Annotated in this window: 11 protein-coding genes and 1 tRNA gene; 8 read left to right on the plus strand and 4 right to left on the minus strand. The window is 66.0% G+C overall.

Features of this window, described 5'->3' with window-relative positions:
• Positions 1-24 precede the first annotated feature (24 nt).
• Positions 25-1032, minus strand: coding sequence for an amidohydrolase family protein (locus tag EGT29_RS10805; RefSeq protein WP_192901808.1), 1008 nt, complete (start codon positions 1030-1032; stop codon positions 25-27).
• Between the two features lie 34 nt (positions 1033-1066).
• Positions 1067-1483 (minus strand): RidA family protein, encoded by a 417-nt coding sequence (locus EGT29_RS10810; protein WP_124689029.1) that lies wholly within the window; start codon positions 1481-1483, stop codon positions 1067-1069.
• Between the two features lie 253 nt (positions 1484-1736).
• Here EGT29_RS10810 and EGT29_RS10815 point away from each other — a divergent pair, with 253 nt between their 5' ends.
• From EGT29_RS10815 to EGT29_RS10830, 4 genes are all read left to right on the plus strand, one after another.
• Positions 1737-2714 carry an NAD(P)H-quinone oxidoreductase gene (locus EGT29_RS10815; protein ID WP_124689030.1) on the plus strand — a complete coding sequence of 326 codons (978 nt, stop codon included), beginning with the start codon at positions 1737-1739 and terminating at the stop codon, positions 2712-2714.
• Between the two features lie 124 nt (positions 2715-2838).
• Positions 2839-3618, plus strand: a complete 780-nt coding sequence (tpiA, locus tag EGT29_RS10820; RefSeq protein ID WP_124689031.1) for a triose-phosphate isomerase — start codon at positions 2839-2841, stop codon at positions 3616-3618.
• Positions 3619-4035: a preprotein translocase subunit SecG gene (secG, locus tag EGT29_RS10825; RefSeq protein WP_124689032.1), complete on the plus strand. Its 417-nt coding sequence runs from the start codon at positions 3619-3621 to the stop codon at positions 4033-4035. It abuts the gene before it with no gap.
• Between the two features lie 53 nt (positions 4036-4088).
• A tRNA-Leu gene (locus EGT29_RS10830) sits at positions 4089-4173 on the plus strand.
• A 91-nt stretch (positions 4174-4264) separates the two neighbouring features.
• Here EGT29_RS10830 and EGT29_RS10835 read toward each other — a convergent pair.
• Positions 4265-5194 (minus strand): LysR family transcriptional regulator, encoded by a 930-nt coding sequence (locus tag EGT29_RS10835; protein ID WP_124689033.1) that lies wholly within the window; start codon positions 5192-5194, stop codon positions 4265-4267.
• A 541-nt stretch (positions 5195-5735) separates the two neighbouring features.
• On the opposite strand from EGT29_RS10835, the gene EGT29_RS28475 reads away from it, so the two are divergent.
• From EGT29_RS28475 to EGT29_RS28480, 3 genes are read left to right on the plus strand one after another with little or no spacing between them, the layout of a single operon-like run.
• Positions 5736-23066, plus strand: coding sequence for a YadA-like family protein (locus EGT29_RS28475; protein ID WP_161567785.1), 17331 nt, complete (start codon positions 5736-5738; stop codon positions 23064-23066).
• A gap of 44 nt (positions 23067-23110) precedes the next feature.
• Complete coding sequence (locus EGT29_RS11005; RefSeq protein WP_124689034.1) at positions 23111-23539, plus strand: outer membrane protein assembly factor BamE; 429 nt, start codon at positions 23111-23113, stop codon at positions 23537-23539.
• 22 nt (positions 23540-23561) lie between these two features.
• The gene (locus EGT29_RS28480) at positions 23562-24245 is read left to right on the plus strand and encodes a preprotein translocase subunit SecD (RefSeq protein WP_161567786.1); all 684 of its coding nucleotides are present in this window, start codon (positions 23562-23564) and stop codon (positions 24243-24245) included.
• A gap of 58 nt (positions 24246-24303) precedes the next feature.
• Here EGT29_RS28480 and EGT29_RS11010 read toward each other — a convergent pair whose 3' ends face one another.
• Complete coding sequence (locus tag EGT29_RS11010) at positions 24304-25212, minus strand: LysR family transcriptional regulator (protein WP_124689035.1); 909 nt, start codon at positions 25210-25212, stop codon at positions 24304-24306.
• Between the two features lie 358 nt (positions 25213-25570).
• Between EGT29_RS11010 and EGT29_RS11015 the strand changes: the two genes are divergently transcribed.
• Positions 25571-26209, plus strand: coding sequence for a UdgX family uracil-DNA binding protein (locus EGT29_RS11015; protein WP_124689036.1), 639 nt, complete (start codon positions 25571-25573; stop codon positions 26207-26209).
• Positions 26210-26223: the final 14 nt, after the last annotated feature.

Raw genomic sequence — 26223 nt, forward strand, 5'->3', positions numbered from 1 at the left:
TTTCCTTGTGGGGGTGGGAAGAGGTCAGCGTACCAGGGCTTGCAGGCCGAAGAATTCGACCGCGTTGTCGGCGTAGATTGCGCGCTTGTCGGCGTCGCTGAAACCGGGCTGTTCGGCCACCAGCTTGCCGATGGACTGTTCGCCCAGCGGGAAGGGGTAGTCCGAGCCCAGCATGATGCGGTCGGTGCCCATCACGTCGGCCAGCAGGCGCAGCGCGCCCGGATCGAACACGGCCGAATCGACGTAGAAGCGCTTGACGTATTCTGAGGGCAGGCGTGGGCAGTCCTTGCGGATGATGTCGCGATGCTTCCAGGCGTTGTCCACGCGGCCCAGCATGAAGGCGAACGAACCGCCGCCGTGGGCGAAGCAGATCTTCAGCGACTCGGGGATGCGCTCGAAGGCGCCCGACAGGATCAGCGACAGAATGCCGAGCTGCGTTTCGGCGGGCATGGCCACCAGCCAGGGCAGCATCCACTGCTTCATGCGGTTGCCGCCCATCATGTCCCACGGGTGGACCAGCAGCGGGATGCCTTCGTTCGCGCAGTGCTGCAGGAACGTGACCAGGCCCTCGTCGTCGAGGTCGCGGTCGCCCAGGTGGTTGCCGATCTGCACGCCGTGGTGGCCCGTGGCCTTGGCGCGCGAGGCTTCGCGGCAGGCGGCGTCGATATCCTGCAGCGGTACCTGCGCCAGCGCCACCAGGCGCTTGGGTGCGGCGGCACAGAACTCCAGCGCCAGGTCGTTCATGCGCTGGGCCCAGGGCAGGACCTTCTCGGGCGCGAACTCGTAGCCGAACATGATGGGCGTGGCGCAGGTGATCTGGATGTCCACGCCTTGGGCGTCCATCTCGGCCAGGCGCGCCTGCGGATCCCACAGCGCGTCATAGACCGGACGGAAGGGTTTGTCGGCGCGCATGATGTCGCCGGTCTTGCCGTCCGGCGCCACCTGCAGCCAGGGCGCGCGCTCGACGCTCAGGGCGGCGGCTTCTTCCCGCGTGATGCGCGGGAAGTGGTGGGCGTGCATGTCGATTTTCATGATGGGCTTGATGTCTGGTGTTGTCGTGGCGGGATCAGAGGGGCTTGTAGGCGACCGCCTTGATCTCGATGCGCAAGTGCGGGTGGGGCAGCTGGTGCACGGCCACCGTGGTGCGGGCCGGACCGTCGTAGTCGAAGAATTCCCCGTAGACCTCGTTGTAGCCACCGAAGTCGCTCATGTCGACCAGGAAGGTGCCGATCTCGACGACGTCGGACAGCGAGGCGCCGGCGGTGCCCAGGATGTCGCTGATGTTCTCGAGCACCGCGCGGGTCTGGGCGCGGATGTCGAACTTGGTCGTGCCCATGGCGTCCACTTCCACGCCGGCCAGCGTATTGTCGGAGCGGCGCGAGCTGGTGCCCGAGACGAACAGGAAGTCGCCGGCGCGCTTGATGTGGGGATACTTGCCGCGGGGAGTGGCCTTGCCTTCGACGACTTTGGCTTGTGTGCTCATGTCTACTCTCTTGTGGGGATGCGCCCGGACGAGATGCGGGCGGAATGCTGACCTATGCAAGTCTAGGCAATCCGCCCCCGAAAAGAGAATGAATTTATCCGTCGTCGGTATTCGACTTGGCTATGGTGGCTCCAGGGAGGGGGCATGCCCCTTGGCGCGGCTTAAGACCCTGATGGGAGTAGGGGTGGCATAACCGTATACATAGCCGTATATGATGACCGCCTTCACGACCAGAAAAACGGGAAACCGCGCCATGATCGTCATCGAAATTACCCGCCCCGGCGGGCCCGAAGTCCTGCAGGCTGCCGAGCGCCCCACGCCGGCGCCCGGCGCCGGCGAAATCCTGATCCAGGTTGCCGCCGCCGGCGTCAACCGCCCGGACGTGGCCCAGCGCCGCGGGACCTATCCGCCGCCTCCGGGCGCTTCCGACCTGCCGGGGCTGGAAGTGGCGGGCACCGTGGCCGCGCTGGGCGAGGGGGCCTCCGGTTTCGCGGTGGGGGACGCGGTCTGCGCGCTGGTCAATGGCGGCGGCTACGCCGAATACTGCGCCGTGCCGGCCACCCAGTGCCTGCCCGTGCCCAAGGGCCTGAGCATGATCGAGGCCGCCGGCCTGCCCGAAACCTACTTCACCGTCTGGAGCAACGTCTTCATGCGCGGCCGGCTGTCGGGCCAGGAGTCGCTGCTGGTGCACGGCGGCGCCAGCGGCATCGGCACCACGGCTGTCCAGCTGGCCAAGGCGCTGGGCCATCCGGTGTATGCCACGGTGGGCAACGACGAGCGCGTCGCCGCGGTAGAGAAGCTCGGCGCCACCGCCGGGATCAACTACCGCACCCAGGATTTCGTGCAGGAAATCAAGCGCCTGACCGACGGCCGGGGCGTGGACGTGGTCCTGGACATGGTGGCCGGCGACTACGTCGCGCGCGACATCCACTGCCTGGCCGAAGACGGCCGCATCGTGCTGATCGCGCTGCTGGGCGGCGCGAAGGGCGAGATCGACTTCGCCCGGGTGCTCAGCCGGCGCCTGACCATCACCGGTTCCACCCTGCGCCCGCGTTCGGCGCAGTTCAAGGGCGAGGTGGCGGCCGCGCTGCGCCAGAACGTCTGGCCGCTGTTCGAGTCCGGCCGACTGAAGCCCGTGGTCTACGCCACTTTCCCGCTGCGCGAGGCGGACAAGGCCCACGCCATGATGGAGTCGGGCGAGCACGTCGGGAAGATCGTGCTGACGGTTTAGCCCCCCTACGCGCTTCGCGCCCAGCATTTTTTGCGACATCGGCTGCAGCCGCGCGCTGGAGCCGATACAATCGAGGTTTTGCCCGCATATTTTTGTCCGCGCGGGCATTTTTCGATTCTTGTCGATGGCAACTAAACAGAACATTCGCCGCCTGGTGCTGGGCAACTGGAAGATGCACGGCGCGCTGGCCACCAACGGCCAGCTGCTCTCGGCCATACGCAGCGGCTGGAACCAGTCCTCCGGGGCCGCCGCCTGCGACGTCGGCGTCTGCGTGCCGTTTCCGTACCTGGCCCAGGCCGAGTCCGCGCTGACCGATTCCGACATCGCCTGGGGCGCCCAGGACATCAGCGTCCATGCGCAGGGCGCCTACACTGGCGAAGTGTCCGGCGCCATGCTGGCCGATTTCGGCTGCCGCTACGTGCTGGCCGGCCATTCCGAGCGGCGCAGCCTGCACGGTGAAACCAGCCAGCTCGTGGCCGACAAGGCCAAGGCCGCGCTGGGCGCGGGCCTGACCCCCGTCGTCTGCGTGGGCGAGACCCTGGCCGAGCGCGAAGCCGGCCGTACCCTGGCGGTCATCGACGAACAGCTCAAGCCCGTGCTGGCCCTGGGCCGGGAAGCCGTGGCCGCCATGGTCATCGCCTACGAACCCGTCTGGGCGATCGGCACCGGCAAGACCGCCAGCCCCGAACAGGCCCAGGAAGTGCACGCCGCCATCCGGGCCGCGCTCCAGGGCGTCGACTGCGCCGGCGTGCGTGTGTTGTACGGCGGCAGCGTCAAGGCGGCCAATGCCGCCGAACTGTTCGCCATGCCCGACATCGACGGCGGCCTGATAGGCGGCGCCTCGCTGGTGGCCGAAGACTTCCTGCGCATCGCCGAGGCGGGCGCAACAACCCGGAGTGCTTGAATGTCCGTAACACTTACCGTCCTGCTGATCGTGCAGGTCATTTCCGCCCTGACGATCATCGTCCTGGTCCTCCTGCAACAGGGCAAGGGTGCCGACATGGGCTCCGCCTTCGGCGGCGGCTCCGCCGGCAGCCTGTTCGGCGCCGCCGGCGCGGCCAACTTCCTGTCGCGCACCACCAAGTGGGCGGCGGTCGTCTTCTTCATCTCCACCGCCGCGCTGGCCTACCTGGGCCGTCCGGCTCCCGCCGCCTCGCAGGGCGGCGTCATGGAAAGCCATCCCAGCGACCTGTCCGTGCCCGCGGTTCCCGGCAGTACGCCCGCACCGGCCCCGGCCGCCCCCGATGCGTCGGTCCCGTCCGTGCCCGCCACGCCGCCGGCCGCGCCTGCCCAGCCCGAGGCGCCCGCCCAGAAAAACTGAAGGGAATCCCGCTGATGAGCCCGCAAATGTTATATACTAGCGGGCTCACGCAAGCCGTCGTGGTGAAATTGGTAGACACGCTATCTTGAGGGGGTAGTGGCGAAAGCTGTGCGAGTTCGAGTCTCGCCGACGGCACCAGGATTTCTCCAGAATCTCTCTGGTACATCAAAAAACCCGCGAATCTTTCACGAGATCGCGGGTTTTTTTGTCGTGCCGCCCAGACACGGCATCATTCCTCGGCAAGCGGCGCGGACGCCTGTTGGAGCGCCAGGGGAATTTCCGTCTTGAGGATTTCCAGGACGGCCCGGATCCTGGGGGATGCGGGACGAAAACCTTGCACGAGGGCATGAAACGGCAGCTCGGGAATCGAGTGGCTGGGCAGGACCCGGACCAGTGCTCCGCTTCTAATCGCATTTGCGCAAGCCGCGTAGTGCAGCACGCCGATCCCGCCGCCGGCGATCAACAACTCATACAGTGGCCGCCAATGACTGGTGGTGACCATCGTCTGGATGCGTACGAACTCGGTGTCTTGACGCGCAGTGATCAACGGAAGCTGCTCGTTGGCGAACGTCCCCTTGGAACGGATGAAGGGATGGTTGGACAGGTCGGACGGCACGCTGATGGATCCGGCGTGTTTCAGGAATGAAGGCGCGGCCACGAGAACGCGCCGGACGTTGCCGAGGGGGTAGGCGACAAACCTGCCTTCACCCACGTGGCCAAGACGAAGCGAGATGTCGACACCCTCGGTGATCGGATCGACGATCGTGTCGTTCAAGACGAGGTCGATACGCAGTTCGGGGTGCTTCATCCGGGCGCGCATGAGGATCGATGGAAGGAGAATTTCCCCGGGGCAGTGCGCCGACGCGATGCGTACGGGGCCCCGGATCAGGTTTTCCTTTCCTCGGATCGAGACCGAAGCGATGGCGGTTTCTGCCAGTGCAAGCAGGGCCTTGCTGTGGTCATAGAAGAGCTGTCCTTCGTGGGTGCAGGCGAGCGTCCGCGCGCTGCGCATCAGCAGCTTGGTGCTGAGGTATTTCTCCAGCCTGTCGATGCGTTCACTGACCGCGGGTTGTCCCATCTCGAATTCGCGCGCGGCGGCTGACATGCTGCCGAGTTCCACGACCCGGGTGTAAAGGCGTGCGGTTGCCAGAAAATCCATGCAGTGGCGGTCTCCTTTTCAACATCGAATGGGCAGGGCAGGAGCGGTCGGGCGGCCTGCTTTTCTTGCCGTCGACACGCGAGGCTCGTGGACGAATAAACCCTGCTCATGCGTACCTGATGACAAATATCCGGCAAAAAATTGGATGGAAGCAATTCTCATTGAGGGGTCAAGGTAACCGCATCGTACGAATGTTTTTGGCTTGTGGTGACCGATGATAATCATCGGGTGGATTGCCTATCCGATCCGGGGCGAACTCCGTAATCTAAGTTCCGAGAAACCCATACATCAAATTGGGTAAAGGCGGTATCGGGCTCAAGTACCACGGGGGAGGGTTCAAAGCCATTGGGGTGGTAATCGGTGTGTTGGTAGAACTAATGCTTGGGGCCTTTCCTTCGCTTGACCATCCGCCCGCCAGCAACAGTCGTACGATCGAACGTCTCGTTGTCCTGAATCGGCTTGAAACGGTTTGTCACCGCCCGTAGTGCTGGATGTCCTGATCGGCTGCCGGAACCGGCTACATCAGACAGGGCTGACATCCATGAACAAGATCTACAAGACGGTTTGGAACGAGACGACGGGAGCGTGGGTCGCCGTCGATGAAAATACCGCGGCCAGAGGCAAGCCGTCTCGTTCGGGACGTAGCCGGGAGAAGGGAGGGCAAGCAGTCGCGAGCGCCGTGTTAGGTACGGGGCTGACCGTGCTTGTGACTGGCTTGATGATGGGCTTGCCCTTGCCCGCGGATGCAACGACCTATTATGGAAGCTGCAACAACCCACCGTCGGGAGCGGGCCCGGATGGCATCAACCATGCTGCGTCGGAAACGGCCAATCCTGTCGACGGATCGGGTATATGGTCCAACGTCATCGGCTGCGGGGCAAACGGCGGTAATTACCTGGCAGTGCAAGTCATGGGGCCGTTCGCCAGAGCGACCGGCGCGGGCGCTGTATCGCTAGGCTATTCCTCGACGGCCGCCAACCGCGCGACGGCGGTGGGGATGCAGGCCCAGGCGACTGGAACGAGTGCCACGGCAGTGGGGCAATGGACCCGCGCGACCAGTGCCGGCAGTATCGCCATTGGCGGGGACAATTCTTCCAATACGGCCGACTCGGGAGCCCAGGCGACGGGTCCGAATGGCATCGCCATCGGCGGGCGTTCCCGAGCGCAAGGCGCGCAATCCGTTGCGATCGGCAGCCAGGCGGTCGCGACGAGAAACGGCGACGTGGCAATCGGTGAAATGGCGTTTACCGATGGAACGGGGAACCTATCTGGAGTTGCCATCGGCCGGACCGCTCGCGCGGTAGGGGCCGACGCCCTTGCCTACGGCAACAATGCCAGGGCTACGGCCGACTATGCAGGCGCCATAGGCAACTGGTCACAGGCGCAGGCGCGCAACGCCATGGCCATAGGCAATTCCTCCAATGCAGCCGCGGAATTTTCGACAGCCATCGGGAATTTTTCCAGTGCGGGCAACACGTCCAGTACGGCGATCGGCAACTACGCCAATGCCAGCGGCCTGAACTCGGTAGCGATCGGCGGTGCGCCCGGAAATGCACAGACGGGAGCTCCCACGGCAGCCGGGTCGGGCGCGGTTGCGATCGGGACAGGTTCCAACGCGGCAAACAGCGGCTCCGTTGCGATCGGGCGGAGTGCTTCCACAGCATCGCAGACCGCCACTCCCAATGGACAAAGCGTTGCAATTGGCGAACGGGCCACGGCCAGCGGCGACCAATCCTTTGCCTTGGGGGCAAACGTCCAGGCGTCGGGGGATTCGTCGGTGGCCATTGGCGGTGACGACGTCAACCGGCTGGCCCTGGATTCGACGCTGAGTTCGAAATACACGGCCATTACAGGGCAAACCTTGGTCGTCGGCCAGTATGTGGCTACGCAGGCCGGGCATGGATCAACCGCCGTGGGTGTGCAGGCACTGGCGTCCAGCGATTTTTCGTCCGCGTATGGGCTGAGTTCCAAAGCCAGTGGCGACGCCTCTTCCGCCTTCGGCGTACAGGCCGTGGCTTCCGGGGATGGTGCGACGGCCTTCGGCGCGGTAACCCAGGCCACCGGCGACGGAGCCGTCGCCATAGGCACAAATTCGACCGCGGCCGGTCTGAACGCTACCGCGATCGGTGCGGGTAGCGCTTCAGGGGAAGGGGCGAACGCGCATGCCGAAGACTCGGTCGCCATTGGCGGCGCTTCGAATGCCAGGGGGGTGTCCAGCATAACGTTGGGAGCCCTGGCGCAGGCCGAGCAGGACTATTCGATTGCACAGGGCCATGGGGCCATGGCCCGAGGCTTGAATGACATCGCCATCGGCCGCGAAGCATCGACGGCCAGTGGCAATGGGAACAATATCGCCATTGGATATGGTGTGGGGACAGGCGCGATCGGGCAGAACGTGGCCATGGGGTCTGGTTCCACGTCGGCCAATGCCGCCACCGCGAACGGCGGCGCCGTGGCGATCGGCCGGGACCAACGCGCCATCGGGGATGGCGCGGTGGCGCTGGGCGATCCCAATACGGCCAATGGTACCGGTGCGGTCGCGCTTGGTGCGAACAATACGGCCGCAGGCGACGAGCTCGGAGATACCGCCGCCAATGGCGCCGTTGCCATCGGCAATGCGAACAAGGCTCTCGGACAGGGCGCGGTCGCGCTGGGCAACAGCTCGTCGGCTGCGGCGGCGGGGGCGTTGGCCCTCGGCGACACGGCCGCGGCGCAGGCGACCAACGGGGTGGCGCTGGGGTCCAATTCGATCGCTACGAACGCCGACGACGTGGCGCTGGGTTCGGGTTCGGTGACCGAGGCCGCCGTGGCCACGGCCAGCGGGACGATAGACGGGACGACCTACGACTTCGCGGGAACGGCTCCGGCCAGCACGGTAAGCGTGGGCGCGGCGGGAGCCGAGCGCACGATCACGAACGTGGCGGCGGGGCGGATATCGGCCACGAGCACGGATGCCATCAATGGATCGCAGTTGTATGCGACCAACCAGGCCATTGAAACCGTGAGCGAGGTTGCGGTGAAGTACGACCGCAATCCGGACGACAGCGTCAACTACGAGAGCGTGACGCTGAATCCGGGCGGCAACCCGACGACGATCAGCAACGTGGCGGCGGGCGAGCTGTCGGCCACGAGTACGGAAGCCGTCAACGGATCGCAGTTGTACGAGACGAACCAGAATGTGACGCAGCTGGGCAATACATTCAACAACATCGCGGGTGACACGAGCCAGGCGAACACCGATGCCAACGGCATGGGCATCCGCTATGTACGGACGAACGAAGCGGGCCTGGCGCAGGCGGACTCGTCGGCGCAGGGCCAGGGCAGTACGGCGGTGGGGTATCACGCGACGGCCACGGCGACCAGCGCACTGGCCTTGGGCCGGGATGCGCAGGCCAACCATGTGGATAGTGTGGCGCTCGGAGCCGACTCGGTAACGGCCGCGGCGGTCGGTACGGCGAGCGGGACGATAGCCGGGACGACGTATGACTTCGCCGGAACGACGCCGTCCAGCACGGTGAGCGTTGGCTCGGTGGGCACCGAGCGTACGATCACGAACGTGGCGGCGGGCCGGGTATCGGCCACGAGCACGGACGCGGTAAACGGATCGCAGCTGTATGCGACGAACCAGGCGGTCGAAACCCTGAACGAGGGAGCGGTGCAGTACGACCGCAATCCGGATGGCAGCGTGAACTACGAGAGCGTGACGCTGAACCCGGGCGGCAATGCGTCGACGATCAGTAATGTGGCGGCGGGTGATCTGTCGGCCACGAGCACGGACGCGGTCAATGGATCGCAGTTGTACGAGACGAACCAGAACGTGACGCAACTGGGCGACACGTTCAACAACATCGCGGGTGACACGAGTCAGGCGAACACGGATGCCAATGGCCTGGGTATCCGCTATGTACGCACGAATGAAGCAGGCTTGACGCAGGCGGATTCGTCGGCACAGGGGCAAGGCAGCACGGCGGTGGGCTACAACGCGACGGCGACGGCCGACAGCGCGCTGGCGCTGGGACGTGAAGCGCAGGCGAGCCACGCGGGCAGCGTGGCCTTGGGTGCGAACTCGGTCGCTGACGGTAGCACGCTGGGCATGGCGGCCTACAACCCGGGCACGGGTACGATTGCCGGGGTGGCGCCCGTGGGCGAGGTCAGTGTAGGCAGCGTGAACAACGAGCGCCGGGTGACCAATGTGGCGGCCGGCGCGGCCGATACTGATGCAGTGAATGTGAGCCAATTGCAGTCGGTGGCCACGAGCGTGGACAACCTGGGCGATCGGGCGGTGCAGTACGACGGCAACGTGGGCGATGCGAAAGACACGATCACGCTGGCGGGTACGCCATCGACCGACGGTGGGGCCACGGGGGGGACGCGGATCACGAACGTCTCGCAAGGCGAGTTGTCGGCCACGAGTACGGATGCGGTAAATGGTTCGCAGCTGTACGAGACGAACCAGAACGTGACGCAACTGGGCGACACACTGACCAATATTGCGGGCGATACGAGCCAGGCGAATACCGATGCCAACGGCCTGGGTATCCGCTATGTACGCACGAATGAAGCAGGCTTGACGCAGGCGGATTCGTCGGCACAGGGGCAAGGCAGCACGGCGGTGGGCTACAACGCGACGGCGACGGCCGACAGCGCGCTGGCGCTGGGACGTGAAGCGCAGGCGAGCCACGCGGGCAGCGTGGCCTTGGGTGCGAACTCGGTGGCCGACGGCAGCACGCTGAGTACGGGGGCGTACAACCCGGGCACAGGTACGATCGCTGGCGCAACGCCGGTGGGCGAGGTCAGTGTGGGTAGCGCCGGCAACGAACGAAGGCTTACGAACGTGGCGGCGGGTGCGGCAGAGACCGATGCGGTAAACGTGAGTCAGCTGCAAGCGGTGGCCACGAACGTGGACAACCTGGGCGATCGGGCCGTGCAGTACGACGGCAACGTGGGCGATGCGAAAGACACGATCACGCTGGCGGGTACGCCGTCGACCGACGGTGGGGCCACGGGGGGGACGCGGATCACGAACGTCTCGCAAGGCGAGTTGTCGGCCACGAGTACGGATGCGGTAAATGGTTCGCAGCTGTACGAGACGAACCAGAACGTGACGCAACTGGGCGACACGTTCAACAACATCGCGGGTGACACGAGTCAGGCGAACACGGATGCCAATGGCCTGGGTATCCGCTATGTACGCACGAATGAAGCAGGCTTGACGCAGGCGGATTCGTCGGCACAGGGTCAAGGCAGCACGGCGGTGGGCTACAACGCGACGGCGACGGCCGACAGCGCCCTGGCTCTGGGACGTGAAGCGCAGGCGAGCCACGCGGGCAGCGTGGCCTTGGGTGCGAACTCCGTGGCTGACGGCAGTACCCTGGGCATGGCGGCCTACAACCCGGGCACGGGTACGATTGCTGGCGCAACGCCCGTGGGCGAGGTCAGTGTAGGCAGCGTGAACAACGAGCGCCGGGTTACGAACGTGGCAGCGGGTGCGCAGGCGAGCGATGCGGTGAACGTCAGCCAGCTGCAAGCGGTGGCTACGAACGTGGACAACCTGGGCGACCGTGCCGTGCAGTACGACGGCAACGTGGGCGATGCGAAAGACACGATCACGCTGGCGGGTACGCCATCGACCGACGGCGGGGCTACAGGGGGGACGCGGATCACCAACGTGTCGCAAGGGGAGTTGTCGGCGACGAGTACGGATGCGGTGAACGGATCGCAGCTGTATGAAACGAACCAGAACGTGACGCAGCTGGGCGACACGCTGACCAATATTACCGGTGACACGAGCCAGTCGAACACCGATGCCAATGGCATGGGTATCCGCTATGTGCGTACGAACGAAGCGGGCCTGGCGCAGGCGGACTCGTCGGCGCAGGGCCAGGGCAGCACGGCGGTGGGCTATCACGCGACGGCCACGGCGACCAGCGCGCTGGCCTTGGGCCGGGATGCGCAGGCCAACCATGTGGACAGCGTGGCGCTCGGAGCCGACTCGGTAACGGCCGCGGCGGTCGGTACGGCGAGCGGGACGATAGCGGGGACGACGTATGGCTTCGCCGGGGCGACGCCGTCCAGCACGGTGAGCGTTGGCTCGGTGGGCACCGAGCGTACGATCACGAACGTGGCGGCGGGTCGGCTCTCGGCCACGAGCACGGACGCGGTCAACGGATCGCAGCTATATGCGACGAACCAGGCGGTTGAAACCCTGAACGAGGGAGCGGTGCAGTACGACCGCAATCCGGATGGCAGCGTGAACTACGAGAGCGTGACGCTGAATCCGGGCGGCAACCCGACGACGATCAGCAACGTGGCGGCGGGCGAGCTGTCGGCCACGAGCACGGACGCGGTCAACGGATCGCAGTTGTACGAGACGAATCAGAACGTGACGCAGCTGGGAGACACGCTGACCAACATTACCGGTGATACGAGCCAGGCGAACACCGATGCCAACGGCATGGGCATCCGTTACGTGCGCACGAATGAAGCCGGTTTGACGCCCAGCGACTCGTCGGCACAAGGTCAAGGCAGCACGGCGGTGGGCTACAACGCGACGGCGACCGCCGACAGCGCGCTGGCGCTGGGCCGTGAAGCGCAAGCAAGCCACGCAGGCAGCGTGGCCTTGGGCGCGAACTCGGTCGCTGACGGTAGCACGCTGGGCATGGCGGCCTACAACCCGGGCACGGGGGCGATTGCCGGGGTGGCGCCCGTGGGCGAGGTCAGTGTGGGCAGCGCTGGCAACGAGCGCCGGGTCACGAACGTGGCAGCGGGTGCGGTAGCGACCGATGCGGTGAACGTGAGCCAGTTGCAATCTGTAGCCACGAGCGTGGACAACCTGGGCGACCGGGCGGTGCAGTACGACGGCAACGTGGGCGATGCGAAGGATACGATCACGCTGGCGGGTACCCCGTCGACCGACGGCGGCGCCACGGGGGGGACACGAATCACGAACGTGTCGCAAGGCGAATTGTCCGCGACGAGTACGGATGCGGTGAACGGTTCGCAGTTGTACGAGACGAACCAGAACGTGACGCAGCTGGGCAATACGTTCAACAACATCGCGGGGGACACGAGCCAGGCGAACACCGACGCCAACGGCATGGGCATCCGTTACGCGCGCACGAATGAAGCCGGCTTGACGCCCAGCGACGCGTCGGCACAGGGGCAAGGCAGCACGGCGGTGGGCTACGACGCGACGGCGACGGCCGACAGCGCGCTGGCTTTAGGCCGTGAAGCGCAGGCGAGCCACGCGGGCAGCGTGGCCTTGGGTGCGAACTCGGTGGCCGACGGCAGTACCCTGGGCATGGCGGCGTACAACCCGGGCACGGGAACCCTTGCTGGTACCGCACCTGTGGGTGAAGTCAGTGTGGGCAGCGCCGGCAACGAGCGCCGGCTTACCAACGTGGCGGCCGGCGCGGCCGATACTGATGCGGTAAATGTGAGTCAGCTACAGGCGGTGGCCACGAACGTGGACAACCTGGGCGACCGTGCCGTGCAATACGACGGCAACGTAGGCGATGTGAAGGACACGATCACCTTGGCGGGTACCCCGTCGACCGACGGCGGCGCCACGGGGGGGACGCGAATCACCAACGTGTCTCAGGGCGAGCTGTCGGCCACAAGCACGGACGCGGTGAACGGTTCGCAGTTGTACGAGACGAACCAGAACGTGACGCAGCTGGGCGACACGCTGACCAATATTACCGGTGACACGAGCCAGTCGAACACCGATGCCAACGGCCTGGGCATCCGCTATGTACGGACGAACGAAGCAGGGCTGACACCCAGCGACGCGTCGGCACAAGGCCAGGGCAGCACGGCGGTGGGTTACAACGCGACGGCCACGGCCGATAGCGCGCTGGCACTGGGACGTGAAGCGCAGGCAAGCCACGCGGGCAGCGTGGCCTTGGGCGCGAACTCGGTGGCCGACGGCAGTACCCTGGGCATGACGGCGTACAACCCGGGCACGGGAACCCTTGCCGGTACCGCACCTGTGGGCGAAGTCAGTGTGGGCAGCGCCGGCAACGAACGCAGGCTTACGAACGTGGCGGCCGGCGCGGCCGATACTGATGCGGTGAATGTGAGTCAACTACAGGCGGTGGCCACGAACGTGGACAACCTGGGCGACCGTGCCGTGCAGTACGACGGCAACGTGGGCGATGCGAAGGACACGGTCACGCTGGCAGGCACGCCGTCGACCGATGGCGGCGCCACGGGGGGGACGCGGATCACGAACGTCTCGCAAGGCGAGCTGTCGGCCACGAGTACGGATGCGGTAAACGGATCGCAGTTGTACGAGACGAACCAGAACGTGACGCAACTGGGCGATACGCTGACCAATATTACCGGTGATACGAGCCAGTCGAACACCGATGCCAACGGCATGGGCATCCGCTATGTACGGACGAATGAAGCAGGGCTGACGCCCAGCGACTCGTCGGCACAAGGCCAGGGCAGCACGGCGGTGGGCTACAACGCGACGGCGACGGCCGACAGCGCGCTGGCGCTGGGACGTGAAGCGCAGGCGAGCCACGCAGGCAGCGTGGCCTTGGGTGCGAACTCGGTCGCTGACGGCAGTACGCTGGGCATGGCGGCTTACAACCCGGGCACGGGCACGATTGCCGGGACGGCTCCAGTGGGCGAGGTCAGTGTCGGTAGCGCCGGCAACGAACGCAGGCTTACGAACGTAGCGGCCGGCGCGACCGATACTGATGCGGTGAATGTGAGCCAGTTGCAAGCAGTGGCCACGAACGTGGACAACTTGGGTGACCGTGCGGTGCAGTACGACGGCAACGTGGGCGATGCGAAGGACACGATCACGTTGGCAGGCACGCCGTCGACCGATGGCGGCGCCACGGGCGGTACGCGGATCACGAACGTGTCGCAGGGCGAGTTGTCGGCGACGAGCACGGACGCGGTAAACGGATCGCAGTTGTACGAGACGAACCAGAACGTGACGCAACTGGGCGACACGCTGATCAATATTACGGGGGACACCAGTCAGGCGAATACCGATGCCAATGGCCTGGGTATCCGCTATGTGCGCACGAACGAAGCGGGCTTGACGCCCAGCGACGCGTCGGCACAAGGCCAGGGCAGCACGGCGGTGGGCTACAACGCGACGGCGACGGCCGACAGCGCGCTGGCGCTGGGCCGTGAAGCGCAGGCAAGCCACGCGGGCAGCGTGGCCTTGGGCGCGAACTCGGTCGCTGACGGTAGCACGCTGGGCATGGCGGCCTACAACCCGGGCACGGGTACGATTGCTGGCGCAACGCCCGTGGGCGAGGTCAGCGTGGGAAGCGCGAACAATGAGCGCCGGGTTACGAACGTGGCAGCGGGTGCGGCGGCGACCGATGCGGTGAACGTCAGCCAGCTGCAGTCGGTGGCTACGAACGTGGACAACCTGGGCGACCGTGCGGTGCAGTACGACGGCAACGTGGGCGATGCGAAGGACACGATCACCTTGGCGGGTACCCCGTCGACCGACGGCGGCGCCACGGGCGGTACGCGGATCACGAACGTGTCGCAAGGCGAGTTGTCGCCCACGAGCACGGATGCGGTCAATGGTTCGCAGCTGTACGAGACGAACCAGAACCTGACGCAACTGGGCGACACGCTGATCAACATTACCGGCGACACGAGCCAGAGCTACACGGACGCGAACGGTCTGGGTATCCGTTATGTTCGTACGAACGAAGCGGGCTTGGCGCGGGCGGATTCGTCGGCGCAGGGTCAAGGCAGCACAGCGGTGGGCTACAACGCCACGGCCACGGCCGAGAGCGCGCTGGCGCTGGGTCGTGAAGCAAGCGCCACGGTAAGCAACGGCGTGGCACTGGGGATGGGGTCGGTATCTGATCGGGCACTTGCCCCCACAACCGGAGAGATCGCCTCGGGCGCTGGCGGTGCGATCGTGCCGTTCAATACGACGGATCGTGACTTGCTAGGGGCGGTGTCGGTCGGTAGCGACACGACCTATCGCCAGATTACCAACGTTGCGGACGGAACCGACGAGCATGACGCGGTCACGGTTCGTCAACTGACCGGCGCTATCAGTTCGGTGACGGTAACGGGCACCCGATATTTCCACGCCAATTCGACCGAAACGGATTCGCTGGCCGTTGGCCAGGAGGCAATTGCAATCGGCCCGCAAACCGTCGTCAACGGCGATAACGGAGTTGGTCTGGGCAACGGCGCCATCGTCGAGCAGAATGCGCCGGGAGGTATTGCGATCGGCCAGAACACCCGGGTAATGTTGGCGGATTCTGTGGCGCTGGGTACGCAAGCCCTCGCATCGGCTGAGCAAGGGCTGGCACTTGGGGCGGGCAGCGGTGTGAGCGTTGCCGGTGGTGTGGCGTTGGGAGCTGCGTCGATTGCCAACAGGGTTGCCGGCGTGGCCGGTTACGTCCCGGATGGTGTGGACGGCACGGCGGTCCAAGCGACAAACAGCACGTTGGCGGCGGTTTCGGTTGGGGACGAGGCGCAGGGCAGGTATCGCCAGATCACGGGCGTAGCCGCGGGCTCCGCGGATAGTGATGCCGTGAATGTGAGCCAACTCAAAACAGTGGAGAATCTGGCCGATAACATCAGCGACCGAGCCGTGCGATACGACGGTAACGTGGGCGATGCGAAGGATACGGTCACGCTGGCGGGTACGCCGTCGACCGATGGTGGTACCACGGGAGGCACGCGCATCACGAACGTGTCGCAAGGGGAGCTGTCGGCCACGAGCACGGATGCGGTGAACGGTTCGCAGCTGTATGAAACGAACCAGAACGTGACGCAGCTGGGCGACACGCTGACCAATATTACCGGTGACACGAGCCAGTCGAACACCGATGCCAATGGCATGGGTATCCGCTATGTGCGTACGAACGAAGCGGGCCTGGCGCAGGCGGACTCGTCGGCGCAGGGCCAGGGCAGCACGGCGGTGGGCTATCACGCGACGGCCACGGCGACCAGCGCGCTGGCCTTGGGCCGGGATGCGCAGGCCAACCATGTGGACAGCGTGGCGCTCGGAGCCGACTCGGTAACGGCCGCGGCGGTCGGTACGGCGAGCGGGACGATAGCGGGGACGACGTATGGCTTCGCCGGGGCGACGCCGTCCAGCACGGTGAGCGTTGGCTCGGTGGGCACCGAGCGTACGATCACGAACGTGGCGGCGGGTCGGCTCTCGGCCACGAGCACGGACGCGGTCAACGGATCGCAGCTATATGCGACGAACCAGGCGGTTGAAACCCTGAACGAGGGAGCGGTGCAGTACGACCGCAATCCGGATGGCAGCGTGAACTACGAGAGCGTGACGCTGAATCCGGGCGGCAACCCGACGACGATCAGCAACGTGGCGGCGGGCGAGCTGTCGGCCACGAGCACGGACGCGGTCAACGGATCGCAGTTGTACGAGACGAATCAGAACGTGACGCAGCTGGGAGACACGCTGACCAACATTACCGGTGATACGAGCCAGGCGAACACCGATGCCAACGGCATGGGCATCCGTTACGTGCGCACGAATGAAGCCGGTTTGACGCCCAGCGACTCGTCGGCACAAGGTCAAGGCAGCACGGCGGTGGGCTACAACGCGACGGCGACCGCCGACAGCGCGCTGGCGCTGGGCCGTGAAGCGCAAGCAAGCCACGCAGGCAGCGTGGCCTTGGGCGCGAACTCGGTCGCTGACGGTAGCACGCTGGGCATGGCGGCCTACAACCCGGGCACGGGGGCGATTGCCGGGGTGGCGCCCGTGGGTGAAGTCAGTGTGGGCAGCGCTGGCAACGAGCGCCGGGTCACGAACGTGGCAGCGGGTGCGGTAGCGACCGATGCGGTGAACGTGAGCCAGTTGCAGTCGGTGGCCACGAACGTGAACAACCTGGGTGATCGTGCCGTGCAGTACGACGGCAATGTGGGCGATGCGAAGGATACGATCACGCTGGCGGGCACGCCATCGACCGACGGCGGTGTCACGGGCGGTACGCGGATCACCAACGTGTCTCAGGGCGAGCTGTCGGCGACCAGCACGGATGCGGTCAACGGTGCGCAACTGAATCAGACGAATGAGAACGTGGCCCGGAACACGTCCGATATCGCGGGGATCGGCGATACGATCACCACGATCGCGGGTGATACCAGCCAGGCGAACAGGGATGCGAATGGCCTGGGCATCCGTTACGTGCGCACGAACGAAGCTGGGCTGGCGCCCAGCGATTCGTCGGCGCAAGGTCAGGGCAGCACGGCGGTGGGCTACAACGCGACGGCGACGGCCGACAGCGCGCTGGCGCTGGGACGTGAAGCGCAGGCGAGCCACGCAGGCAGCGTGGCCTTGGGTGCGAACTCGGTCGCTGACGGCAGCACGCTGGGCATGGCAGCGTACAACCCGGGCACGGGCACGATCGCCGGGACGGCGCCGGTGGGCGAGGTCAGTGTGGGCAGCGCCGGCACCGAACGCCGGGTCACGAACGTGGCAGCGGGTGCGGTAGCGACCGATGCGGTGAACGTGAGCCAGTTGCAGTCGGTGGCCACGAACGTGAACAACCTGGGTGACCGTGCCGTGCAGTACGACGGCAACGTGGGCGATGCGAAGGACACGATCACCCTGGCGGGTACGCCATCGACCGACGGTGGGGCCACGGGCGGTACGCGGATCACGAACATGTCGCAAGGCGAGTTGTCCGCGACGAGTACGGATGCGGTAAACGGCTCGCAGCTATACGAGACGAACCAGAACGTGACGCAACTGGGCGACACGCTGACCAACATTACCGGTGATACGAGCCAGGCGAACACCGATGCGAACGGCCTGGGCATCCGCTATGTACGGACGAACGAAGCGGGTTTGACACCCAGCGACTCGTCGGCACAAGGGCAAGGCAGCACGGCGGTGGGCTACAACGCGACGGCCACTGCCGACAGCGCGCTGGCGCTGGGCCGCGAAGCGCAGGCAAGCCACGCGGGCAGCGTGGCCTTGGGCGCGAACTCGGTCGCCGACGGTAGCACGCTGGGCATGGCGGCGTACAACCCAAGCGCGGGCACGATTGCTGGCGCAACGCCCGTGGGCGAGGTCAGTGTGGGTAGCACCGGCAACGAGCGCCGGGTCACGAACGTGGCAGCGGGTGCGGTAGCGACCGATGCGGTGAACGTGAGCCAGTTGCAATCTGTGGCCACGAACGTGGACAACCTGGGTGATCGGGCGGTGCAGTACGACGGCAACGTGGGCGATGCGAAGGACACGATCACGCTGGCAGGCACGCCGTCGACCGATGGCGGCGCCACGGGGGGGACGCGGATCACGAACGTGTCGCAAGGCGAGTTGTCGCCCACGAGCACGGATGCGGTCAATGGTGCGCAACTGAATCAGACGAACGAGAACGTGGCGCGGAACACGTCCGACATCGCGGGGATCGGCGATACGATCACCACGATCGCGGGTGATACGAGTCAGGCGAATACCGATGCGAACGGCCTGGGTATCCGCTATGTGCGCACGAACGAGGCGGGCTTGACGCCCAGCGACGCGTCGGCACAAGGCCAGGGCAGCACGGCGGTGGGCTACAACGCGACGGCGACGGCCGACAGCGCGCTGGCGCTGGGCCGTGAAGCGCAGGCAAGCCACGCGGGCAGCGTGGCCTTGGGCGCGAACTCGGTCGCTGACGGCAGCACGTTGGGCGTGGCCGCCTACAACCCGGGTACGGGAACCCTTGCTGGCACGGCCCCCGTGGGCGAGGTCAGCGTGGGCAGTACTGGCAACGAACGCCGGGTCACGAACGTGGCTGCGGGCGCGGCGGCGAGCGATGCGGTGAACGTGAGCCAGTTGCAGTCGGTGGCCACGAACGTGAATAACCTGGGTGACCGTGCGGTGCAGTACGACGGCAACGTGGGCGATGCGAAGGACACGATCACCCTGGCGGGCACACCGTCTACCGATGGTGGCGCCACGGGTGGCACGCGGATCACCAACGTGTCACAAGGGGAGTTGTCGGCCACGAGCACGGACGCGGTCAATGGCGCGCAACTGAATCAGACGAATGAGAACGTGGCCCGGAACACGTCCGATATCGCGGGGATAGGCGACACGATCACCACGATCGCGGGTGATACCAGCCAGGCGAACACGGATGCGAATGGCCTGGGTATCCGTTACGCGCGGACGAACGAAGCAGGGCTGACGCCCAGCGACTCGTCGGCGCAGGGCCAGGGCAGCACGGCGGTGGGCTACAACGCGACGGCGACTGCCGAGAGTGCACTGGCACTGGGTCGTGAAGCCCAGGCGAGCCACGCAGGCAGCGTGGCCTTGGGTGCGAACTCGGTCGCTGACGGTACCACGCTGGGCATGGCAGCGTACAACCCGGGCACGGGCACGATTGCTGGAACGGTGCCCGTGGGCGAGGTCAGTGTCGGCAGTGCCGGAACCGAACGCCGGGTGACGAACGTGGCCGCGGGTGCGCAAGCGAGCGATGCGGTGAACGTGAGCCAGTTGCAGTCGGTGGCCACGAACGTGAATAACCTGGGTGATCGTGCGGTGCAGTACGACGGCAACGTGGGCGATGCGAAGGACACGATCACGTTGGCGGGCACACCGTCGACCGACGGTGGGGCCACGGGCGGTACGCGGATCACCAACGTGTCGCAGGGGGAGTTGTCGGCGACCAGCACGGACGCGGTCAATGGTGCGCAACTGAATCAGACGAACGAGAACGTGACGGCGCTGGATGGCCGGGTGACCATGGTCGAAGGCAACGTGACGCAGTTGGGCGACACCCTGACCACGATCGCGGGTGATACGAGCCAGGCGAATACCGACGCCAATGGCCTGGGCATCCGCTATGTGCGCACGAACGAAGCCGGGCTGACGCCCAGCGATTCGTCGGCGCAGGGCCAGGGCAGCACGGCGGTGGGCTACAACGCGACGGCGACTGCCGAGAGTGCACTGGCACTGGGTCGTGAAGCCCAGGCGAGCCACGCGGGCAGCGTGGCCTTGGGTGCGAACTCGGTGGCCGACGGCAGTACCCTGGGCATGACGGCGTACAACCCGGGCACGGGAACCCTTGCCGGTACCGCACCTGTGGGTGAAGTCAGTGTGGGCAGCACGGGCAACGAGCGCCGTATCACCAACGTGGCGGCGGGCGCGACGGACACCGATGCGGTGAACGTGAGCCAGCTCAAGGCGGTCGAGACCAGCGTCGGCAACGTCAGCGACCGTGCCGTGAAGTACGACGGTAACGTGGGCGATGCGAAAGACACGATCACGCTGGCGGGTGCGCCGTCGACCGATGGCGGGGCCACGGGCGGTACGCGGATTACCAACGTGTCGCAGGGGGAGTTGTCGGCGACGAGTACGGACGCGGTCAATGGTGCGCAGTTGCATCAGACGAACGAAAACGTGACGGCGCTGGATGGCCGGGTGACCACGGTCGAAGGCAACGTGACGCAGTTGGGCGACACCCTGACCACGATCGCGGGTGATACGAGCCAGGTGAACACCGACGCCAATGGCCTGGGTGTCCGCTATGTGCGCACGAACGACGCCGGGCTGGCGCCCAGCGATTCGTCGGCGCAAGGTCAGGGCAGCACGGCGGTGGGCTACAACGCGACGGCGACGGCCGACAGCGCGCTGGCGCTGGGCCGCGAAGCCCGCGCCAGTCACGCGGGCAGCGTGGCGCTGGGCGCGAACTCGGTCGCTGACGGCAGCACGTTGGGCATGGCCGCCTACAACCCGGGTACGGGAAGGATTGCCGGCACGGCACCTGTGGGTGAAGTGAGCGTGGGCAGCGCGGGCAACGAGCGCCGTATCACCAATGTGGCGGCGGGCGCGACGGACACCGATGCGGTGAACGTGAGCCAGCTCAAGGCGGTCGAGACCAGCGTCGGCAACGTCAGTGACCGTGCCGTGAAGTACGACGGTAACGTGGGCGATGCGAAAGACACGATCACGCTGGCGGGTGCGCCGTCGACCGATGGTGGCGCCACCGGCGGCACGCGGATCACGAACGTGTCGCAGGGCGAGCTGTCGGCCACGAGCACGGACGCGGTCAATGGGGCGCAACTGTACGAGACCAACCGGAACGTGGCGCAGAACGCGTCCGACATCGCGGGGATCGGCGACACGATCACCACGATCGCGGGCGATACGAGCCAGGCGAACACCGATGTGAACGGCCAGGGCATCCGTTACGTGCGTACGAACGAAGCCGGGCTGGCGCCCAGCGATTCGTCGGCGCAGGGCCAGGGCAGTACGGCGGTGGGCTATGACGCAACGGCCACGGGCGACAGTGCCTTGGCTGTCGGGCGCCAGGCACAGGCCGGCAAAGAGGGAAGCGTGGCGGTGGGCGCCAATGCCGTGGCCGATGGCGTCCGATCGGTGGCCGTGGGCAATGCGAACACGGTGACGGGAGACGGTGCCCTGGCGATCGGCAATGGCAATACGGTTGCCGCCGCCAACGCCTTCGTGCTGGGGAACAATGTTTCGTTGACGAACACGAACCTGAACGGAGCCGTGGTCCTGGGGAACGGTTCGACCGCGTCGGCCGCCGCGCCGTCCTCCACGGTGACGATCAATGGTGTCACCTATGTGTATGCGGGAGGGGCGCCGGCCGCGGGCGATGTGGTCAGCGTGGGTAGCGGGGAGGCGCCCCGCCAGATCCAGAACGTCGCCGCGGGTCGTGTCACCGCGGACAGCCTGGACGCGATCAATGGTTCGCAACTGTTTGCCACCAACCTCGCGCTCAGCAGCCTGGGCGATACGGTCAACCGGATCACCACGGGTGGATTCGAGAGCAAGTACTACCAGGCCAATGGCGGAGCCAACTCGGAAATGCCGGCGGCGCGGGCCACCGGCACTGGAAGCGCGGCGATGGGGCCGGCGGCCACGGCCACGGGCACCAATTCCGTCGCGGCCGGCAATGGCGCCGAAGCCAGGAAGGACGGGGACGTGGCCTTGGGCGCCGGAGCGGTCGCGGATCGCGGCGCCGAGAGCTACACCGGTCAGTACTCCGGTGCGCAGAACCGGACGGCCGGGACGGTTTCCGTCGGGGCGGCCGGTGCCGAGCGCACCATCAGCAATGTGGCCGATGGGCGTAACGCGACCGATGCGGTCAACCTGCGGCAGCTCGAGGGCGCGGTCAAGGAGGCCAATGCCTATACGGACCAGCGTATTGATGAAGTGGCAGGGACCGTGGTGGAAGTTGGCGAGACGGTCGACCGCTTGGGTGATCGTGTGACCACGGTGGAGGGCGACGTCACCAAGATCAGGCAGGGCGCCGACGGCATGTTCCAGGTCAATCAGGGCAGCACGCCGCCCACGCCGCCGCAGGCTAGTGGCGGTAATTCCGTGGCGGGCGGCAGCGGCGCGGTGGCGTCCGGCCAGAACGCGACGGCTGTCGGCAACAACGCCCGGGCCAGCGGGGAAAACTCGACCGCCGTCGGCAATGGCGCCAACGCTTCCGGCAACAACTCGGTCGCGGTCGGGGCGAATTCCACCACCACGCGCGATGACACGGTCTCCGTGGGAGCAGTAGGCCAGGAGCGCCAGGTCATCAACGTCGCGGCGGGCCGGGAGGGTACCGATGCGGTCAACGTCAATCAGCTGCGCGAGGCCGAAAGAGGAATAAACCAGCAGATGTCCGGCATGCGGCGCGACTTGCAGTATGTCGACGCTCGCCTGAGCGCGGGGGTCGCGGCGGCGATGGCGATGTCTGCGCTGCCTCAGGCTTATAGCCCGGGCAAGAGCATGGTCAGCCTGGGCGGTGCGACCTGGCGCGGCCAGAGCGGCATCGCCATGGGCATCTCCACGGTGTCCGACAACGGCAAGTGGGTGATCAAGGGCCTGGCCAGCAGCACATCGCGCGGCGACTACGGTGCGGCGGTCGGGGTGGGCTTTCAATGGTAGGCCGGCGTGGCATGAAATCAGGGAATCGTGGAGGCTATCGATCGATGAGCAGCAGGATATCGGTGTGTGGGGCGGGATCCGTGGGGGCACTGGGAGCGCTGCTTCTGTCCGCGGTACTGGCCGGATGCGGAAATCTCAGCCAGGTATCGCCGGAGGGAACGACGGAGCAGGCGGTGTTCCCTGAACCGGGGCCGTCCGCGGATACCCGGGGAACCTGGCCCAATATGGACAACTTGCGCATCGTCCGGGCGGGGATGAGCAAATCGCAAATCAATGACTTGCTTGGACCACCTCATTTCAATGAAGGGATTCTTGGGGTGCGGGAGTGGGATTACCTCTTCCACATGCAGGCGGACGGCGGAGCCATGCAATGCCAATACAAGATTCTTTATGACAAGGATGCCTTGGCGCGCACCTTTCTGTGGAAGCCACAGGAGTGCGCGGATCTTCTGAACAATTCCCCACGTCCGTGAGAGCCGTCCTTTGGAAATGTCGATGAAAACCGTGATGCGTTCGGGTATCTTGCTGCTATCGGCCGCGATGTTGGCAGCGTGCCAGCAGCCGATGAAAAATCCGCAGGCGGAGGCTGGGCCGCCTGCGTCATCGCCTGGACAACCGCCGGCGGCGAATCCAGCGATGGCCGCCCGGCCCGCGCCGGCACAACCGGGAGCGCAGACGCCGCCTTCGACCCAGGCTGGTCGTCCTGTATCCCAGATCGCTGCGCCCGCGGTGGATTTTCGCCTTGCCCAGGCGCAGCCTGGTACGGGCCTGCAACAATTCAACTTGCAGGGCCGCCTTTTCTATTACCTGCCCGCGCCGGTCCTGACTCGGGCCGATCTGGCCGATGCGATACCGATGAGGTCCGGCCAGGGGCAGCCGTTCCTCAGCCTCCGCTTCACCCCGGCGGGGGCCCAGAAGCTGGCGGAAATCTCGGGCCGAAACGTGGGCAAGTGGTTGATTTTCACAATCAACAATCAATTGGTTGGCGTTCCGCAAATCGTCAACCGTATTGCCGACGGCGTGCTGGATCTCGCGATGAATTCCGAACAGCAGGCGATCAACGTGGCCAATGCCATTGCGGGCAGGCCGCCGGAAGCACCTGCCCCGGCCTCCGCTCCGGCACCAGCACCGGCACCGGCACCCGCGCCGGCGCCGGCGCCAAGACCGCCGGCGCGATGATTGCCGCCGCGTTTGCGGCGCGCGCCGCAGGTTGGCGCAGGCGGGTTGAGAGTCGAGCTTAGTGTTTCCCCTTCAGCAGCAAGGGGACTTCCTTCTTGAGCACCTCCAGGACGGCTCGAATCCTGGGGGCGGTGGGGCGGTGGGCGTGCACGAGGGCGTGGGCGTCGAACGGGGGAACGACGTATTGCGGCAGCAGCTGTATCAGCCTGCCCTGTTTCAAGGCCTGCACGCATGCTGGCTGCTGGACGACGCCGATGCCGCTGCCGGCTTGTATCAGTTCATACATCGGACGCCAATGGCTGGTCGTGCAGGCGGTGTTGATCGTTATCTGCTGAAGTCCTTCCGTGGGGTGCTTCAGCGCAAGCCTGTTGTTGCTGAAGATTCCCTTGACGCGGATGAAGGGATGGTGAGCGAGATGGGCCGGAGTGTCGATGGGGCCATGCGCTTCGATGAAGGACGGCGCGGCGACCAGGACTCGGTTGACTTGCCCGAGCGGGTGGGCCACGAAGCCGCCTTCTCCCAGGGAGCCGAGGCGTATCGAGATGTCGACTCCTTCCGTGACGGGGTCGACGACGGCGTCGTTCAGGACCAGGTCGAGTTGGAGTTGGGGGTGTTTTTGGCGAGCGTGCAGCAGTGCCCGAGGCAGGACGATTTCGCCGAAACATTGGGCCGAGGCAATGCGGACCCTGCCGCGGATGTTGCCGGGTTCCTGGTTCAGGATGGAGGTAATCGTCGCATCAGCAGTAACCAGCAAACGTTTGCTGTGATCGTAGAAGGTGCGGCCTTCTTCCGTACAGACCAGCGTACGGGCGCTGCGCAAGAGCAGCTTGGCGCCGAGGTATTTTTCCAGTTTGTCGATGCGTTCGCTGACCGCAGGTTGCCCCATTTCGAATTCGCGTGCGGCGGCGGAGATGCTTCCGAGTTCTACTACCCGGGTATAGATGCGTGCTGAGGCGAGAAGATCCATCTGTTAGCGAACCTTTTCGAGCCGGCAGGCGCGAACGGTCGCAGGGATTCCAGCCGATCGGAGGCGCTCGTGCGCCGGCACGAGAAAATGCCGCGTGAGGCGGCAGCCATGCGCGGTTCTTGTTCTTATTGAGCCATGGGAAGGGGGTCGGTAGACTCGATTCTTATCATCTGGCTGGGTGAAACGAATGGTACTGGACGAGTTTTCCTCGCATCTACGGTGAAAAACCGATAATTACTATCGGTTTTCCTTGCCGCCGGCTGCACGTGAACTTCCCCCAGCAGCCCGTAGGTGTCCCAAAGAGCCCGCCGGGCATAGGGCTTGCGGCGGCCCAGCCGACCCCCCCGGGGAGCCGACGATGACCACGCACGCCCAAGCCGCCTTGTCCGAGGTACTGGTGGTGCCCGACCAGCATCCCTCCACGCTGGACGCCTGCCGGCGCTGCCGGCTGTGGCACGACGCCACGCAGGGCGTGGGCGGGGAAGGTCCGAAGCGGGCGCGCATCATGATGGTGGGCGAGCAGCCCGGCGACAAGGAAGACTTGGCGGGTCGCCCTTTCGTCGGCCCCGCGGGCGCGCTGCTGGACGCGGCCTTGGCCGAGGCCGGGGTGGATCGAGACGACGTGTTCGTGACCAATGCGGTCAAGCACTTCAAGTGGTCGCAGCGCGGCAAGCGGCGCATGCACAAGACGCCCGGGCAGCGCGAGATCGAGGCTTGCCGCTACTGGCTCGAGAAGGAATACGAGGCGGTGGATCCACGCGTCGTGGTGGCGCTGGGCGCGACCGCGCTGAAGTCGGTGCTGCACGATTATCGGGCTGGCTTGCGGGACCGGCTGGGTGAGGTACTGACGTGCGCCGGCCGGCTGGTCGTGCCCACCTATCATCCCTCGTATGCGTTGCGGGCGCCCGACCCCGACGCCCGCAAGCAGGCCTACGACACCATCGTGGCCGCGCTCAGGCAGGCGGGCCGGTTGATGCGCGAGGGCCGGGGCCGGTAGCCACCGGCGCACGG

The sequence above is a fragment of the Pigmentiphaga sp. H8 genome, from assembly GCF_003854895.1.
GTDB lineage: Bacteria > Pseudomonadota > Gammaproteobacteria > Burkholderiales > Burkholderiaceae_B > Pigmentiphaga.